Annotated in this window: 13 protein-coding genes; 4 read left to right on the top strand and 9 right to left on the bottom strand. The window is 57.3% G+C overall.

Features of this window, described 5'->3' with window-relative positions; all coding sequences use genetic code 11:
* The first annotated feature begins 101 nt into the window (after positions 1–101).
* On the top strand, positions 102–1,271 hold the full coding sequence (locus ORG26_RS09310; RefSeq protein ID WP_266368677.1) for an alpha/beta hydrolase family protein: 1,170 nt from the start codon (positions 102–104) through the stop codon (positions 1,269–1,271).
* Here the strand turns inward: ORG26_RS09310 and ORG26_RS09305 are convergent.
* The 4 genes from ORG26_RS09305 to nhaD form a co-directional block, all read right to left on the bottom strand.
* Entirely contained in the window at positions 1,181–2,731 is a 1,551-nt protein-coding gene (locus tag ORG26_RS09305) for a hypothetical protein (protein ID WP_266368675.1), read from the bottom strand. The two genes, ORG26_RS09310 and ORG26_RS09305, sit on opposite strands and share 91 nt — an antisense overlap.
* 443 nt (positions 2,732–3,174) lie before the next feature.
* Complete coding sequence (locus ORG26_RS09300; RefSeq protein ID WP_266368674.1) at positions 3,175–5,292, bottom strand: insulinase family protein; 2,118 nt, start codon at positions 5,290–5,292, stop codon at positions 3,175–3,177.
* A gap of 102 nt (positions 5,293–5,394) precedes the next feature.
* Complete coding sequence (locus tag ORG26_RS09295; RefSeq protein WP_266368672.1) at positions 5,395–6,795, bottom strand: M16 family metallopeptidase; 1,401 nt, start codon at positions 6,793–6,795, stop codon at positions 5,395–5,397.
* 227 nt (positions 6,796–7,022) lie between these two features.
* Complete coding sequence (gene nhaD / locus ORG26_RS09290) at positions 7,023–8,306, bottom strand: sodium:proton antiporter NhaD (RefSeq protein WP_266368671.1); 1,284 nt, start codon at positions 8,304–8,306, stop codon at positions 7,023–7,025.
* Between the two features lie 63 nt (positions 8,307–8,369).
* Here nhaD and ORG26_RS09285 point away from each other — a divergent pair, with 63 nt between their 5' ends.
* A complete protein-coding gene (locus tag ORG26_RS09285; RefSeq protein WP_266368670.1) occupies positions 8,370–8,690 on the top strand; it encodes a hypothetical protein in 321 nt (106 codons plus the stop codon).
* Between the two features lie 164 nt (positions 8,691–8,854).
* Here the strand turns inward: ORG26_RS09285 and ORG26_RS09280 are convergent, their stop codons facing one another.
* Genes ORG26_RS09280 through ORG26_RS09270 form a run of 3 tightly spaced genes read right to left on the bottom strand, consistent with a single transcriptional unit; the run spans position 8,855 to position 12,451 of the window.
* Positions 8,855–10,033: a cation:proton antiporter gene (locus ORG26_RS09280; RefSeq protein ID WP_266368668.1), complete on the bottom strand. Its 1,179-nt coding sequence runs from the start codon at positions 10,031–10,033 to the stop codon at positions 8,855–8,857.
* A 27-nt stretch (positions 10,034–10,060) separates the two neighbouring features.
* Entirely contained in the window at positions 10,061–11,539 is a 1,479-nt protein-coding gene (crtD, locus tag ORG26_RS09275) for a 1-hydroxycarotenoid 3,4-desaturase CrtD (protein ID WP_266368666.1), read from the bottom strand.
* 30 nt (positions 11,540–11,569) lie between these two features.
* A complete protein-coding gene (locus tag ORG26_RS09270; protein WP_266368664.1) occupies positions 11,570–12,451 on the bottom strand; it encodes a PE-PGRS family protein in 882 nt (293 codons plus the stop codon).
* A 173-nt stretch (positions 12,452–12,624) separates the two neighbouring features.
* On the opposite strand from ORG26_RS09270, the gene ORG26_RS09265 reads away from it, so the two are divergent.
* Together ORG26_RS09265 and ORG26_RS09260 are read left to right on the top strand one after the other, a co-directional pair.
* Positions 12,625–13,530, top strand: a complete 906-nt coding sequence (locus ORG26_RS09265) for a glycosyltransferase family 2 protein (protein WP_266368663.1) — start codon at positions 12,625–12,627, stop codon at positions 13,528–13,530.
* Positions 13,531–13,600: 70 nt separating this feature from the next.
* Entirely contained in the window at positions 13,601–14,026 is a 426-nt protein-coding gene (locus ORG26_RS09260; RefSeq protein WP_266368661.1) for a secondary thiamine-phosphate synthase enzyme YjbQ, read from the top strand.
* 61 nt (positions 14,027–14,087) lie between these two features.
* Here ORG26_RS09260 and ORG26_RS09255 read toward each other — a convergent pair whose 3' ends face one another.
* Together ORG26_RS09255 and ORG26_RS09250 are read right to left on the bottom strand one after the other, a co-directional pair.
* The gene (locus ORG26_RS09255) at positions 14,088–14,453 is read right to left on the bottom strand and encodes a hypothetical protein (protein ID WP_266368659.1); all 366 of its coding nucleotides are present in this window, start codon (positions 14,451–14,453) and stop codon (positions 14,088–14,090) included.
* A gap of 322 nt (positions 14,454–14,775) precedes the next feature.
* Positions 14,776–16,287, bottom strand: coding sequence for a TolB family protein (locus tag ORG26_RS09250; RefSeq protein ID WP_266368657.1), 1,512 nt, complete (start codon positions 16,285–16,287; stop codon positions 14,776–14,778).
* Positions 16,288–16,293: the final 6 nt, after the last annotated feature.

Raw genomic sequence — 16,293 nt, 5'->3', positions numbered from 1 at the left:
CCGGAGGACCCATGCCATATCTCACAGATATGGCATGGGTCCTCCGGGAATCAGGCACTTCTTTTATGGATAGATTTTGTTTGGCAGTAGCTTTTGAAACCATGAAAACCCGCATCCTCATTGGCCTTGGTCTGCTGCTTATGACCGGGGCCGCCGCCCAGACGGCTCCCGAGCTTTGCCAGGGCGCTTATTTCACCGAAGCCCAGGGAAAAGCCTTTCTCGAAAAACAGGCGTCCGCCTACACGACCCTGGCCGACTGGAAAAAACGGGCCGGGGAAATCCGGGCGCAAATCCGGCGCGGCGCCGAACTGGAATCCCTGCCGCCCCGGCCCACGTCCAAACCCATCCTGCACAGCCGCAGGGTTCTGGATGGCTATACGGTAGAAAATGTGGCGTTTGAAAGCCTGCCGGGCATTTATGTGACGGGGAATCTGTACCGGCCGCTGAACCGGAAAGGCAAAGTGCCCGGCGTAATCTGCCCGCACGGGCATGGCGGCAACCTCGACAATCGGCTGATGGAATACACCCAGAAACGCTGCGCTTCTCTGGCGAGGATGGGGGCCGTGGTGTTCGCCTACGACATGGTGGGCTACGGCGACCAGAAGCCAATTTCGCAGCACAAACTGTCCAAAGCCTTCAAATTGCAGGCGATCAACAGCCTCCGGAGTCTGGATTTCCTGCTTTCTCTGCCCGAAGTAGATACCAGGCGGGTGGCCGTTACGGGCGAATCGGGCGGCGGCACGCAGACGTTTATGCTCACGGCACTGGACCCGCGGGTGACGCTGGCGGTCCCGACCGTCATGGTGTCGGCTTACTTTTTCGGCGGATGCGCCTGCGAGAGCGGCATGCCGGTCCACAAGCGCGGAGAATACCAGACGAATAATGTGGAAATTGCCGCCCTGGCCGCCCCGCGCCCGATGCTGCTGATTTCCGACGGCGGCGACTGGACCAAGAATACCCCGGAGGTCGAGTTTCCGCACGTGCAGCGGATTTACGGGTTTTACGGAAAAAAAGACCAGGTTGAGTTCGCGCATTTTCCGGATGAAAAACACGACTACGGCCCCTCTAAACGGGCGGCGATGTACCGCTTTATCGGAAAACATTTTAACCTGGATACCTCCAAAGTGTTCGGTCCGGACGGCCAGCTGGACGAAAGCGGCGCAACCGTGCTGACTCCCGCTCAGTTGACCGTCTTCACGGCCGAGTTTCCGCGTCCGGCCAACGCCCGGGTGGGCGATGAGGCCGTTATGGCGGCGGTCGATTTTAAGTGAACGGGCGAGAGATCGACCACGTAATAGCTCTCATCGTCCCGAATGCCATCCGCAAACGCCCGCCGGCAACTCTGGCGGTATTGACCCGTGGACAAGCGCAGCACCGGGTTGTTTTGGCCGCCGAAAGACGACTGTTTTAGCGGAAAATGGTGCATCAGCAGAACGGCGTCCGGATAGCGCTGTCGGTAAGTCATGAAACGTTCGACCAGCACGGAGTCCGAAAGATTCTTCACGTTGTCCGAGTATTCGGACGTTCGCCATAAAATAAACGGGCGTTCGAGCTGCGAATTAAGAGAAAGACCGGGCTTTTCGAGGTAACCGGCCACGGGAATCAGGAAGTAGTTGATCCCGACGGCATAGTGATTGACGTGGGCGGCTCTCAGGTAGTCGGCGGTCTGCCTGGCGGAAGAGAACGGGTACCGGTAATCCATCGAAGCCGCGTACAGGCCGCTGACAAAATTGCCCAGCAGCAGCAGCCAGAAAGGCCAGCGGGTCGGCGGCGTCCGGTGTTCCTCCTGAAAATAAATCCAGCAACAGACGATAAAAACGAGGAACAGATTGCCATTGTGCCGCATAGCGCCAGGAGATTTGACATACCCAAACAGGTAAACCATCACCAGGCTCACGGCCATCATGAGCAGCAGTTCTCTCTTTTTCCGGAACATGTAGAAAATACCGCCAGCCACCGCGATAGCCAGCAGACGCCGGAGCTGCAGATTGCTGATCCAGTACGTGTCCCAGAATGCATGGGTGAAGGACGGAATGGGGAAAAAGGCCAGGTTGGTGCGGGTAACGACCGCCAGAATACGTTGGGCATTCAGCTCGACAAACCAGCCGGGAATGTAACTGGAATCTGCCGGAGGTTTTACGGAGATAACAAACAGCAGAAAACTGGTTCCAATCAGCACAAAGGGCAGCAGCGCCTTCGGACGGAGAAAAAACAGCCTGTCTTGCAGAAACTTCCGGCGCAGCAGGGCAGCCGTGATGCCAAATCCGGCCAGCATGGCAAAGGCATTGCAGTGAATCAGCAGCGCCAGCAACACGCCAATCCACCCGGCGCTGCCCGGCAGATCTTTCCAGCGCAGAGCAATAAGCAGAAACAGGAAACTGGCAATCTGGTAGTTACGGGCAATCAGGCCGTATTCGAACAGGAAGAAATAACCGAAGATGAGCAGGGCCTTTTCGTAAATCCGGAACGGGCTTCTGAAGCAGATAATCCAGGCCGAAGCCAGCGTAACGCCGTAGTTCAGGACCTGCACCATGAACGGGCTGGCGCTGATTTTGGCCAGAAGCCACAACAGGATGAACCAAAGCTTCGGGTGGCCTTCGTAGGCGGTGTTCGAGAAAAGTTCGGACAGGCTGCGGCTCTGCAATGCGATCAGCCACGCCTGAAGTTCGTCGCGCCACATCTCATGCCGGTAGGTAAGTACGGCGAGGCAGCACGCGTAAAAAAGAAACAAGATAGCGGGTAACGATCTGGACAGTCTGGTCATTCCGGTTGACAGAAATGCGGCCGACGAATTGGCCAGCCGCAAAAGTTGGCATTAAGCAGGCGGTAGGAGTGACGCGCGTAAAGGCAGCCCGCCGAAGGACAGCGACTCACGACAAGTGCCGACCTCCAGGGCTACCCATGTTTCAACTTTTGTAGGACAGTGACAGAATGCCGCCGGGGCCTCAATGGCTTGCCAGCGTTCCTTATAGACCCCAAGATCGCCGTTGCGTCACGGCAGTTTTCGGGTAAAACGGTCGTGACCGTGCATAAAAGCTGCCGACCCTGGCCCCTAAGGGCAGTCGGGTAAGCCCGGCAGCGAATGGTAATAAACTGATTAAAACAGGATTAACAAAAAGCGCGCCAGATAATTATCCGACGCGCTCAGAAAAACTTGATTAAAATCAGCCCTGATTAATTTACTTTGAAATCAGAGTCTTTGAGGCCTTTGTTGACATCTACCTTGTTGACCGAAAGCGTCATTTCCATCGGGCCGAAATTCTGGCGGATGGTGTGCGGAATCTTCACGCCGTTGACGACTTTATAATCGCCTACTTTCACCACCTGCTCCTGATCGCCCTGCCGGCCGCGGCCTACCGTGACGGTCTGTACTTTCAGGCCGGTCGCTACGTCGTAGAAGTCCGTCCAGGTGACGGCGCCGTCGGCCGAGGCATGGGCCACCACGTAGGCGTCTTTGCCCTCAATTTTCTCGGTGCCCTGAAGCGTACTTTTAACCCCGTTGGCGGCAAAGTTCATCTCCGGGAAAAGGCCGTTGGACAGCAGCACCTGCTGGGCCTCCTTGCCCTCCAGGACGCTGGTGTTGCCCCGGGCCGTCCGGCTTACCTTCTGACCGTCGCTGACCATTTTCATCGCTTCCATGCCCATCGCGTAGACAACCATCGAGGATTTGTTGGGCGATTTGGCCTTGCGCACCATTTCCATCGTCTGGCCCTGCATTTCGGTCGTCATGCTGATGGTGAGGTCGTTGATTTTCGACAGCGCCTCTTTGCCGCCGATGGCCGTGAGGTACTTGTCGATGACCTGCTGGGCCGTCATCCCGGCAGCGGAGGCCGAGGTAGACGTCCGGCCCGGAGCCGACTGGGCGGCCGATGCGGCGGCGGCGGGTGCTTCCACCTTGTTGCCGTTTACGTCGTAAAACTCCAGCGGCCCGAATTTCTTCAGCTTTTCGGCAATCTCGGACGCTTTTCCAACGACCATGATGTAGGCGTTTTCGGGCTTGACGAGCTGCGTCGCCACCTGCTGTACGTCGGCATCCGTCACGGCATCGATCTTTTTCAGGTAATTGGCGAAAAAGTCCTGCGGGAGGTTGTACCGGGCCGTGCTGATGGCGAAGTTGGCGATCGTCTGCGGATTTTCGAGCGAGAAAATGAAGTTACCGGCAAAGGCGCTCTTGGTCCGGCTCAGTTCTTCGGCCGTCGGCTTGCTGCTGCGGATGGCCTTCAGTTCGTTCATGAACTCCGCTACGGCGCTGTCCGTGACGGCGTTCCGTACGCTGGCCGTCGCCCGGAAACGACCCACGAGCCGGTCGCTCGACAGGGACGAATAAGCGCCGTACGTAAAGCCCCGCTTCTCGCGCAGGTTGTTGAACAGACGGGCTTCGCCGCCGCCCAGAATGTCGTTGGCGATGCTGGCCCGGATCGACTCGTCGGTATAGGGCTTCAGCACTACCGGATACTGAACGTGGACAATCGACTGCACGGCGCTCGGTTTGTCGACAATCACCACTTTCGTTTTCTCAGGGGCTTTCGGAATTTCGTAGGTCGGGGCGGGCACCTCGCCGCGCTTCCAGTTGCCAAAATACTTCTCGACCATCGTCCGTGCCTCGGCGGGTGTGATGTCGCCCACCACGGCCAGGTAACCGACGTTCGGACGGTAGTAGGTTTCGTAGAACTTCCGGCAGTCCTCCAGCGTGATGTTGTCGATGGTCTGCTCGGTATCCGGCTCGCCGTACGGATGGTTTTTGCCGTAAACGAGCATGGCGCCCACGCGGTTGGCGATGGCGTTCGGGTTGTCCTTGGCCGAGGCCAGCGCCGATTTGTTCTGCTTTTTCAGCTTGTCGAGTTCGGCCTGGGTGAAGTTGGGATTGAGCAGCACGTCGGCTGTCAGTTCCATCAGCTTCGGCAGGTGCTTTTTCAGCGAAGAGGCGTAGAGGCCCGTCGGGGAGGTGCTCAGCGTAGCCCCGATAAAGTCCACTTCCTCGTCGAGCTGGTCTTTGGAGCGGGTCTTGGTGCCCGTCCGCATCAGGTCACCAGCGATGGACACGTATCCGGCCTTGTCGCCTTCCAGAATGGGTTCATAATCCAGCAGCAGGTTGACCGCCACGCGCGGTAGCTTGTTGTTCTGAACGACAAACACTTTCAACCCGTTGGCAAGCGTAAAGGAGGTCGGCTGGCCGACTTTGATCGTGGGAGCGGGGGCATCCGCCGGAAGTTTTGACCTATCAAGCTTCTGCGCCTGAGCTGTCAGCCCCAGTACCGCCAGCGCGGCGGCGAGGATGTATGTTGATTTCATGAAATGTCTTTAGTTTAGGGTTTAGGGTTTATGGTTTAGTGTTTGGGGATGGAGTCATCTGAGGCGACGTCAACTATAAACTCTAAACTATAAACCCTAAACTTATTTTCCTTTGTCTTCCTTCTTCGGTTCCATCGCTTTGGGCAGGTAGTACAGCGTGACGCGGTTTTCCTTCGTCAGGTATTTGTTGGCTACCCGGCGCAGGTCATCCTTGGTCACTTTATTGTACCGCTCCAGCTCCGTATTGATCAGATTGGCGTCGCCGAAATACATTTTGTAATTGGCAAGGCTTTCGGCAATACCGGCTACCCGGGCGTTCTGGTTGACAAAGTTGGTTTCGATCTGGTTCTTGACCTTCTGGAACTCCTGGTCGGTGACCAGTTCTTTTTTTACGCGCTCCACTTCCGTGTCCATGGCCGCTTCGAGTTCTTCGGCCTTAGTGCCCATGTTGGCAATGCCGATGGCGATGAACAGACCCGGATCTTCGAGGGCCAGCGGGAACACGCTCGTCTGGAGGGCTTTCTGCTGTTTGTCCACAATCTCCTTGTAGAAACGCGAGCTTTCGCCGCCCGCCAGCAGGGTTTGCAGAACGTCCAGCGCGTAGTAGTCCGGTGTGCCCTGGGCAGGCATGTGGTAAGCCTGGAACACGCCCGGCAGCGTCACGTTGTCGTACACGATGTCGCGAACTTCTTTGGTTTTGACGGGTTCGGTCACTTTCGGGCGATACGGGGCTTTGGGGCCTCGGGGGATTTCGCTGAAATATTTCTCAATCAGCTTCCGGGTGTCCTCCACGTTGATGTCGCCGGCGATGGACAGGATGGCATTGTTGGGGACGTAAAACTCCTTGTAGAAATCGCGGAACTCCTCAATTTTTGCCGCGTTCAGGTCTTCCATCGAGCCGATGGGAGCCCATTTGTAGGGGTGGGTCGTATACGCGCGCTTCAGCACTTCCGGGAAAAAAGAGCCGTACGGCTGGTTCTCGTACCGCTGGCGCCGTTCTTCCTTCACGACTTCCCGCTGGGTCTCGACGCCTTTCTGGTCGACCTTGGCGTGCAGCAGACGCTCCGACTCCAGATACAGACCCAGTTCGAGCTTGTTCGACGGCAGCACTTCGTAGTAGAACGTCCGGTCGTTGGACGTGTTGGCGTTCAGCTGTCCGCCCGCGCTCTTGACGATTTTCATGTAATCGCCGCGGCCGATGTTGTCGGAGCCTTCAAACATCAGGTGTTCGAAGAAGTGCGCGAAGCCCGAGCGGCCCGGCTGTTCGTTCTTGGAGCCGACATGGTACATCATCGTGACGGCTACCAGCGGGGTTGTATTGTCCTGATGCAGGATAACGTGGAGCCCGTTTGGCAGGTCGTATTCCGTAAACTTGATGCGCCCCTGCGTGGTCGCCGCTGCTGGCTTGGCCACTGCCTTGGGCGCCGTTTTTTTAGGCGTTTGCGCCACTGCTGACCACAGCAGACACTGGCTCAGCGCGACGTACAGCACGGTTTTTTTCATGCTTAGGTTAAAAGAAGTTGGTAAACGAAATTAGGTTGTTCAAAAATAGCCAAGAATATACTCCCGAAAAAGCTACCAAAAGCGGGAAGTACATGAGTGGCGGAATAGCAGGACTGAAGGGAATGATTGAATTTTGAATGACTGAATGGTTGATTGACTAGCTCCGCAAGTTTCAAATTGAGGCAGAGTCTCAGTCATTCAGTCAATCAATCATTCAGTCATTCCCCTCAGTACAAAAGCAAATACACCCCGGCGCCCGCCACGTACCCGGCCAGGGCGAGCCAGCTGATGCGTTTGAGGTACCAGCCGAACTGCAGGTGCTCCATGCCCATGACGGCCACGCCGGCGGCGGAACCGATGACGAGCAGACTGCCGCCCGTACCGGCGCAGTAAGCCAGAAATTCCCAGAGCTTGGCGTCGGGCGGGTAGGTCTGAAGGTCGTACATGCCCATCGCGGCGGCCACAATGGGAACATTGTCGATCACCGCCGACACGACGCCGATGAGCAGCACAATGACGTCCATATTCCCGACGGAATCATTGAGCGCCCGGGCGAGACTCGTCAGCACCCCCGTCGATTGGAGGGACCCCACCGCGAGCAGAATTCCCAGAAAAAACAGAATACTCGACGCGTCGATTCGGCTCAGGGCGTAGGCTGCCGTAAAGCGTTTGCGTTCTTCCACGTCTTTGTCCGAGTGAATAATTTCCGAAACAACCCAGATCACGCCGAGGACCAGCAGAATGCCCGTGTACGGCGGCAGATGCGTAAGGGTTTTAAAGATGGGCACAAACAGCAATCCCAGCAGTCCGACGAGCAGAATGATACCCCGGTCGCGACGCTGGCGGGGCGTGATGTACGGGCGGCTGATGCCGTGGGTGGCCGTCGCCACAAAAGCTTCCTGCTCGGCCTTAAAAAGGAATGTCTGAATCGTGAGCGGCACCAGCAGGCAGACCAGACTCGGGAGCAGTAACTGGCTGATGATATTCAGGGTTGTGACCTGCCCGCCAATCCAGAGCATGGTCGTCGTGACGTCGCCAATGGGTGACCAGGCACCACCGGCATTGGCCGCAATGATGATCATCCCGGCGATAGTGCGCCGCTGTTCGGCGTTGCGGATGAGCTTGCGGGTCACCGAAACCATGACGATGGAGGTGGTCAGGTTGTCGAGCAAAGCGGAAAGGAAAAACGCCAGCAGGCTGATGATCCAGAGCAATACCCGGGTGTTGCGGCTCGCAATGCGGTCGGTGATGATGCTGAAGCCGTCGTGCGCGTCGATGAGTTCGACGATGGTCATGGCCCCGAGCAGGAAGAAGGTGATCTCCGCAATCTCGCCCAGGTGATGCGACAGTTCTTCCACGACACCTTCCGGGTTCGCTTCGGCAGAAGCATAAATGGTCCAGCACAGAATGCCGGTAATCAGAGCGGTAGCGGTTTTGTTGATGTGGATGGAATGTTCGAGCGTAATGAGCAGATATCCGATCACAAACACCGCAATAAGCGTTATAAGCATGGCCAGTGGGATAGTTTCGGCCCAAAAATCGGAAATTAGAGTTTGCCGTTGCTATTTTTCAGAATGATAATTGTCCACGTACCGTTTCTGTGGGTCGATGGGATGGCGCTGTTTCCCTTTGTGCTGGTCCGAAAGCCAGCCCCCAGCGTTATTTTGCTGCATCACGAACGCATTCACCTCCGTCAGCAGCTCGAAATGGGCATTGTGCCCTTCTACGTCTGGTATCTGCTGGAATACCTGATCCGCCGCTTTCAATACCCCGATCATTACGCCGCCTACCGCAACATCAGCTTCGAACGCGAAGCCTACGCCAACGAACGCAACCTGAGCTACTACCGGGAACGGCCGTGGTTTGGGTTCGTCAGGTATATAAGGAATGATTGAATGATTGAATGATTGATTGACTGATTGACTGATTGACTGAATGACTGATTGACTGAATGGTTATTTAGCTCCGCAGGGTTAGAATTAGCGGAGCCAGCCATTCAACCATTCAACCATCCAACCTACTATCAGTCATTCAGTCATTCAGTCAATCAATCATTCAGTCATTCCTCCTCTCCTCCCCGATAGCTCACCACGCCGCCCATCATCACGAGCGCGGTGGCGATGACGACGAGCATGAGGATGCCTTCACGGAAGCCCTCAACTTTGAGGTTGTCCGGAATACCGAGGTAGAGCAGGACCGTGATCAGACCGCGCGGGGCCACGTAGGCGATGGGTGTCAGGCTGCCCTGAAGGCTGAGGCGCAGCACGGCGAAACGAACGCCGAAAATAATCGGCAGAATCAGCGCACTCACAATCAGAGCGTCGGGATCGATCAGCGTTTCCAGATCGGCGGCGTAGCCGAACAGCAGGAAAAAGAACGTCCGTACGATGAAGGCACTTTCGGCGGTGAGGTTTTTGAGCTGGTCGAGCTCTTTTTCGAACAGGTCGTTCTTCAGAACCCGGTCGAGGCGACCACGGATGAACAGTTCGGTATTGTTCAGAAAAAGACCGAAAACGAGGATGAGCAGCAGCGACGACAGATGGTAGATTTTTCCGACGGCGTACACCAGAAAGAGGACCGAAATGATCGGCAGGAACTTGATGTGGTGGTTGATCTTACTGATCAGGTACAGCAGGATAAAACAGCAGATGAGCGAGATGACCGCCATCACGGCCGTATCCTTGGCAAACGAAACGATCGACCAGAAACCACCGGAGGCGTTGTAGATCAGGAAGTTGAAGATCATAACGCCCAGGATGTCCGAGAACGCCGATTCGTATACGATAAACTCCCGCCGCGCCGGACTCAGGTTCTTGACACTCGGAATGGCCACGGCGCTGCTAATGATGGAAAACGGCATGGCCGTGACCAGGCATTTGAAAAAAGGCTGTTCGAGCAGCACATAAAACAGGCCGCCAATGAGCAGCGAGGTAAAAATAATGGCCGCCGTGGCCGCATAGAAAGCCCGCCTGAGCACCGCCAGCTTTTCGCCCGAAAGCTCCAGTTCAAGCGCCCCTTCCAGCACGATCAGAATCAGCCCCAGCGTGCCCAGCGTGGACAGAATCGGCGTCAGGTACGGAATCTGCACGTCCAGGTAATTCAGCAACTGGCGAACCAGAATCCCCGAAACGAGCAGCAGAATGACCGAAGGCGTTTTATACCGGCTGCTGAGCAGGTCAAACACATACGACAGCAGAACCGACAGACTGAGTACGATGATTAGGTACGAACTATCCATGCAATACGGAAATGGGCGAATGGCAAGTTAATGATTTTCTTTCACCATCTCCGTCGCAATTTTCGCCGAAAGCAGACAGAGCGGAATGCCGCCGCCGGGGTGCACGCTGCCGCCCACGAAGTACAGATTCTCGAATTCGTGCGAAAAATTGGCGTGGCGCAGAAAAGCCGCGAAGCGGTTGTTGGAGCTATTGCCGTACAAAGCTCCCTGCGAACTCGACGTCCGGGCTTCGATGCTGCGCGGGTCCAGAATGGCCTCGCAGGCAATCAGCGGGGCAATGTCGGTGCCGAGCGCGTGGCTGAGCTTGCGCAGGATGTTCTGCCGGGTCCGGTCGATGAGCGCGTCCCAGTCCTGGCCGGTGTTGTTGGGCGCGTTGATGAGCAGAAACCAGTTTTCGCAGCCCGCCGGGGCGTCGTCGGGCTTGTGCTTCGAGGTGATGTTGAGGTAAACGGTCGGGTCGTCGGTCAGGTCGTGGCGGCGGAACAGGTGGTCGAACTCCGTCCGGTAATCCCCGCTGAAGAAAATGTTGTGCAGGCCCAGTTCGGGAAAGCTTCGCCGGATGCCCCAGTAAAAAATCAGCCCCGAACTGGACTTGGGCTGCCGCAGAATCCGCTCCGGCTGCCGGGCGTCGGGCAGCAGTTTCCGGAACGTATTGACCACGTCCATGTTCGACACCACTAAGTCGTAAGGCGTAAGCTCTGAGTCGTAAGTTTGCAGACCTGTTACGCGGTTGCCTTGCGTCATTATTTTTTCCACCTGGGAATTAAAATGAAACCGGACGCCCAAGTCTTCGGCGAGCTTTACCAGGCTGTTGGTGATGCCGATCATGCCTTCTTTCGGGAAAAAGGCGCCGATGTTGTATTCCAGATGCGGAATGATGTTCATCGTGGCGGGCGTCTGGTAGGGGTCCGAGCCGTTGTAGGTGGCGTAGCGGTTGAACAGCTGCACGAGCTTCGGGTGGCGGAAACGCCGTTCGTTGGCGCTGTTCATGGTGCCGAAAATGCCGAGTTTGGGCAGATTCAGGTAGCCGTGCAGAGCGTCGCGACCCAGCCAGGTGGAGGCTTTGTGCAGCGAACGGTGGAGGAAAAGCTTTTCGGTAATCTCGTATTTGGTCGCGCTATCTTCCAGATGGGCAAGCAGGTGGGCGGCGGGCTCGCCGAGGGTCGTTTCAGCTTCCCGGGCAAACCGCTGGTGGTCGGCCCAGGCCGTCAGGCGCGTGCCGTCGTCCCAGAAATACCGGCAGGTTTCTTCCAGACGAATATAGTTGAAATAATCCGCCGGCGTTTTGCCCGCCAGCCGGAACAGTTCGTCCACCAGATGCGGCATCGTGAACAGGGACGGCCCGGCGTCAAAACGGTAGCCGTGGAGGTCGAAAGACGAGAGCTTGCCGCCCGGATAGGCGTTCGCTTCGAAAACATCGACCTGGTAGCCTTTGACGGCCAGGCGAATGGCGGAGGCAATACCGGCGATGCCGGCACCAATGATTGCGGCGGTTTTTGGGGTCACGGTGAATGAAATTACGCTTCTACACGTAACTCACAACCGCTTGTAGAAGTTTAGGCTCACGGCCATCCCGTTGCCTTTTTCGCTCAGTGTATAAAAGCCCTTGCCATCCCGTTCGAAGGCAATGGCCTCGCCCTGCGGCTCCAGTTCGACGCTCAGGGACTTGCCGCCGCTGCGCTGCAGGGCGTCCGCCAGCGACTGCCCGTCGGTGCGCTGCCAGTACTGCACGCCCACGTAGGTCCGGAGCAGAATCTCCTTCCCGTCGGCCGAAACGCTGCCGCCGGTGACCAGCGTCAGGGGCAGTTCGCCCATGTAGGCGGCGGTCATCACGTCTCCCGTACTCTGCGGATAGGCGAGGCGGTAGAGGCGGGCCTTTTCCTCGCGTTTGGTCACGATGTACAGATCTCGGGTCTGCGGGTCCAGCAGCAGGGCTTCGGCGTCGCGCGGGCCGTCGGCGTAGCGGAAAGCGATGCGGTCGGCCCCGCCCACGGCTTCTCCGGCGCTTTTCGGTTCGGGGAAGCGGTAGATGTAGTTTTCGCCGTTCTGGGCCAGATTGTCGCCAATGTCGGCCATGTACAGGTACGAAACGCCGTTTTGCGGACCGGGTCCGATGGCGAGGTCTTCCCAGTCGCGGTTGCCGAATGGAAGTCCGATGCGGCTGACGACCTGTCCGTTTTTGTTCAGCAGGTTCAGCCGGTTCGGCGTACCGCTGTCTTCCTGCACCCACATATGGCCTTCGATGGTCCGGCTGTCCACCAGTCCGGAGGCTTCGTCCACCTGACCGGGCTGCACCGGGGCTTTCTCGGGCTGGGCCGAAAAACGGTCGGAGAGTCGGGCCCCGTTGTTGTTCGGGCTGATGATTTCGCAGGACAGCAGGGTCGCCAGCAACAGGGCAGACAGGAAGTTTATTCGCATGACAGGACGTTCGAGAGGATTGTCCGCTGATTAACTCAAAACGGCGCCTAAAGGTACGCAGCCGGGCCGTTTGGAAACGCACTTTTCTTCATTTTATGAGGAAAAGGTAAGTCGCGTGCCGAAAACGCCGTACTTTCGCCCTGCATTTGTTCCGTTTTCTGATCCTGTTTCCGGTGATTTCCATCATAATTATCAACTACAATTCCAGCGCGTTTACCCGGCAGTGTGTCCAGTCCATCCAGGAAAAATGTCGGTTGCCGTCGTACGAAATCATTGTGGTGGACAACAATTCGGAGCCCGAGGACGCCGCCGGACTGGAACCGCTTCAGCGGTTTCCCAACCTGAAGCTTGTCGCCAGCCGCCTCAACCTGGGCTTCGCCGGGGGCAACATGCTCGGGGTGCAGCACATCGACCCCCGCTCGACCTATTACTTTTTCCTAAACAACGACTGTGTTCTGGTCAACGACGTTCCGGGGCTGCTGCTGGCGTATATGGAAGCCAATCCGGCCGTAGGTGCCTGCACGGGCCAGATGTTCAACGGGGAGGGCGAGCGGGATTCGTCTTTTGCCTACTTCCCGACGCTGGGTGTCAAACTGCTGGGCCACGGCCTGATGCGAACCTTCGACCGCGAGGCGTACCCGCCGCTGCGGACGGCCTACACCGAGCCCGTCCGGGTGCCGGTGGTGACGGGGGCAGCCCTGTTTGTCCGCCGCACGGCCTTCGACGCTTTGGGCGGGCTGGATACCACTTATTTTCTGTACTGCGAGGAGGAAGATATCTGCAAACGGCTGGCGCTCAGCGGCTGGCCGTCGGTACTGGTTCCGGCGGCGGAGTTCATTCATTACAGCGGCGCGAGTACCCGGCGGCGGTTTGCCATCGAGCGCGAGTTTTACATCTCGCTTTTTTACTACTACCACAAGTTTGCCCATCCGCTGATGATTCCGCTGTACCGGCTGTTTTATTTTTTCAAGAATATCCGGAAAGCGGGCCGGAGCAAGGTATACGCGCAGGTGGCCTGGTCCATCCTGAAAGGCAGTCCGAGGCGGGAAAGTCTGCGGTATGGACAGAAAATTCGTTAAATACGTTCATCTCGCGGCCTTCACCGAAAAATACGGGTTTATATAGAAGCATAAACGTTAAGATAAGGCCATGCCCTTTTTTCAACGCACCTTACGACTGCCCGCCTACCCGCGTGGCTTTCATCTGATTACCCGCCTGATCGAACGCGAACTGGCGGCCGAACTGGCGTCGATCCGGGTCGGGATGCTGCACGTCTTCATCCAGCATACCTCGGCGAGTCTGAGTATCAACGAAAATGCCGACCCGACCGTCCGGCAGGATTTCGAAAGTTTCTTCAACCGGCTGGTACCCGAAAACGCGCCGTATTTCAAACATAACTACGAAGGTCCCGACGATATGCCCGCCCATCTGAAAGCGGCGCTGCTCGGCCATTCCGTGCAAATCCCGGTGACGGCCGGCCGGCTGAACCTCGGCACCTGGCAGGGCATCTACCTCGGCGAACACCGCGACCACGGCGGCGCCCGGACACTCGTGGTGACGGGGTGGGGAGAGTAAAGGGAATTAAGAATTATGAGTTAAGAATTAAGAATTAGGGGTGGCCGGGGGGCTTTTTGCATCAATAAACGCCTACTTGCAGGGAAAGATGACCCTTCTTAGCCGTCACAGGGATATACTCAACACATACGGGCCCTTCCTCGTAGAAATCCCATCGGTTGTTTTCACGAACACTCCCCTTATCGAGGATGGCTTTCCCCATATACTTTTGTCTGCCTTCCCGGCAGGGGTAAGCATAGAGGTATGCCTGCCCGTCCAACTCTCCACCTACATCTACCACAACTACGTTAGGCCTATCTTTACCGTGTTCGTGCCGGAAGACTTGCCCGCTACCGACATTGTTTATGGCATATTCTTTTTTGTTGCCGCAGGAAAGAAGTGATGTAATTACACTGAATAGCAATAAGGATTTGGCAAGTCGCATCATGTTTTGTCATTAGAAGCGGCAAATATACTTTCCTTAGGTATAACGCGTTCGCCATTCGTTAGCCTTGCTCACCCCCAGCCTAACGATTACCCGCAGATTCGTCTTTCCCAGCCGGCCGTGATTTCCATTTACAACTTTTTAGCCGGTATGTCTCTACCCGCGGCCGGTGTCCCCACCGGCCGCAGCAATATCGCCAAACAGAAGGACCTTTTCGGGCGGTGCGGACACAGTCTGAGGGGTGACTTTCCCAGACTTGCGCCCGCACCGCCCGCAGCAAAGCCCTTCCCGTAATTCGTAATTTTTAATTCGTAATCAGAATCGTCTATTTCTGCGTGACCACCAGCATGCCCTCCGCCGTGTTGCTGACGAACGCCACATGTTTGCTATCGGGCGACCAAGAAGGCGTGTTGAGGGTGCCCTGCCCGCCGTAGAGGTAGGCCACCACCTTCGGCTTGCCGCCTGATACGGGCATCATCCGTAAGTAAACGTGCTTGTAGAACGGGTGGTCGCCGGATTTCACTTCTTCTCTCAGAAACGACAGAAAAATGAGCCATTTGCCGTCGGGCGAAACATGCGGGAACCAGTCGTGGAATGGCCCGTCCGTAAGGGCGGTCTGCTCGGTGCCATCGGCTTTCATGCGGTAAATGAGCATGTTGCCGGTCCGGTTGGAATTGAAATAGATATACTGACCGTCGGGACTGTATTCGGGGCCGTCGTCCAGCCCCTTGGCGTCGGTCAGGCGCAGCTCGGGTCCGCCGTTGGCCGTGACGCGGTAGATGTCGAACTCGTTGTTGCGCGAGCCGGTGAAAACCAGAAACCGTCCGTCGGGCGACCAGCCGTGCAGGTACGACGGGCCGACGGGCGTGATGAGCTTCGGCTGCCCGCCCGTGATGGGCACCGTGTAGATGAGCGAGCCCAGATTCGGGTCGGGACCGGTGCTGCTCAGGCCGAGCAGGCTGCCGTCGAACGAAAGGACGTGGTCGTTGTTGTTTTTGTCCACGTTGCCCGTGTCGAGCACTTTGGGTTTACGGGTTTTCAGGTCGAAGGTGTAAATCAGACCTTCACGGTTGTAAAGCAGCGTTTTGCCGTCGGGCGTCCAGTTGGGAGCCTGAATGGAGCCGGGGTCGGTGTAAACAACCTCCCGCCCGCCGGTTTTCACGTCCAGAATTTCGAGGTTGCTGGCCAGATACTGCTTGTAGGGAACAAGGCCGGCCGGGGCGGGCACCGTCAGGCGCACGTCGCGGAACCGGGCTTTGGCCGGGTCGCTGCCCGTCTGTCCGCCCACAAAAAGGCCCGCGTACACTTCCTCCCCAAGCGGAATGTTCTGCACAAAATCCAGCGTGAACGGCTCCCCGAACCGGGCCACCCAAAGGGCGAACACATTGCCCTTGCGCTCCAGTTGAATGACGTCGGCCCCGGTCGCTTTGGACGCTTTGGCCTCCGGGGCGCTGCCCGCCTGGCGTCGGAACTGGAGCGCCGCCGCGCCATCGCCCTGTACCGTGGCGCTCGCAAAGGGCGCGCCCGGCTCCAGACTGCTCCGAACCATCCAGCCCATCCGCTGCCGCTCGCCCACACCGCGCCCGACGAACTCCGCCCGGGCGGTCAGGATGAAGTCGCCTCGCATGCGTTTCCAGGCAAAATGACTGTCTTCAGGGCCGCTGCCCGTGCTACTCAGTTCGTAGGTTTCGGATTTCGGGCTGTAAGCGGCGGTGCCGGGGCGGGTCGCCGGGCCCAGGTCGCCGCTTTTTTCAAAAACACCCAGCGACTGGGCGAAGCCGGGAAGGGAAAGACAGACAGCTAAGGCAAGACAGAGCAGGTGAGAAGTGCGTTTCATGCGGTA

It is taken from the genome of Tellurirhabdus rosea (assembly GCF_026278345.1).
Lineage (GTDB): Bacteria > Bacteroidota > Bacteroidia > Cytophagales > Spirosomataceae > Tellurirhabdus > Tellurirhabdus rosea.
This window is presented reverse-complemented; position numbering and strand designations above follow the sequence as displayed.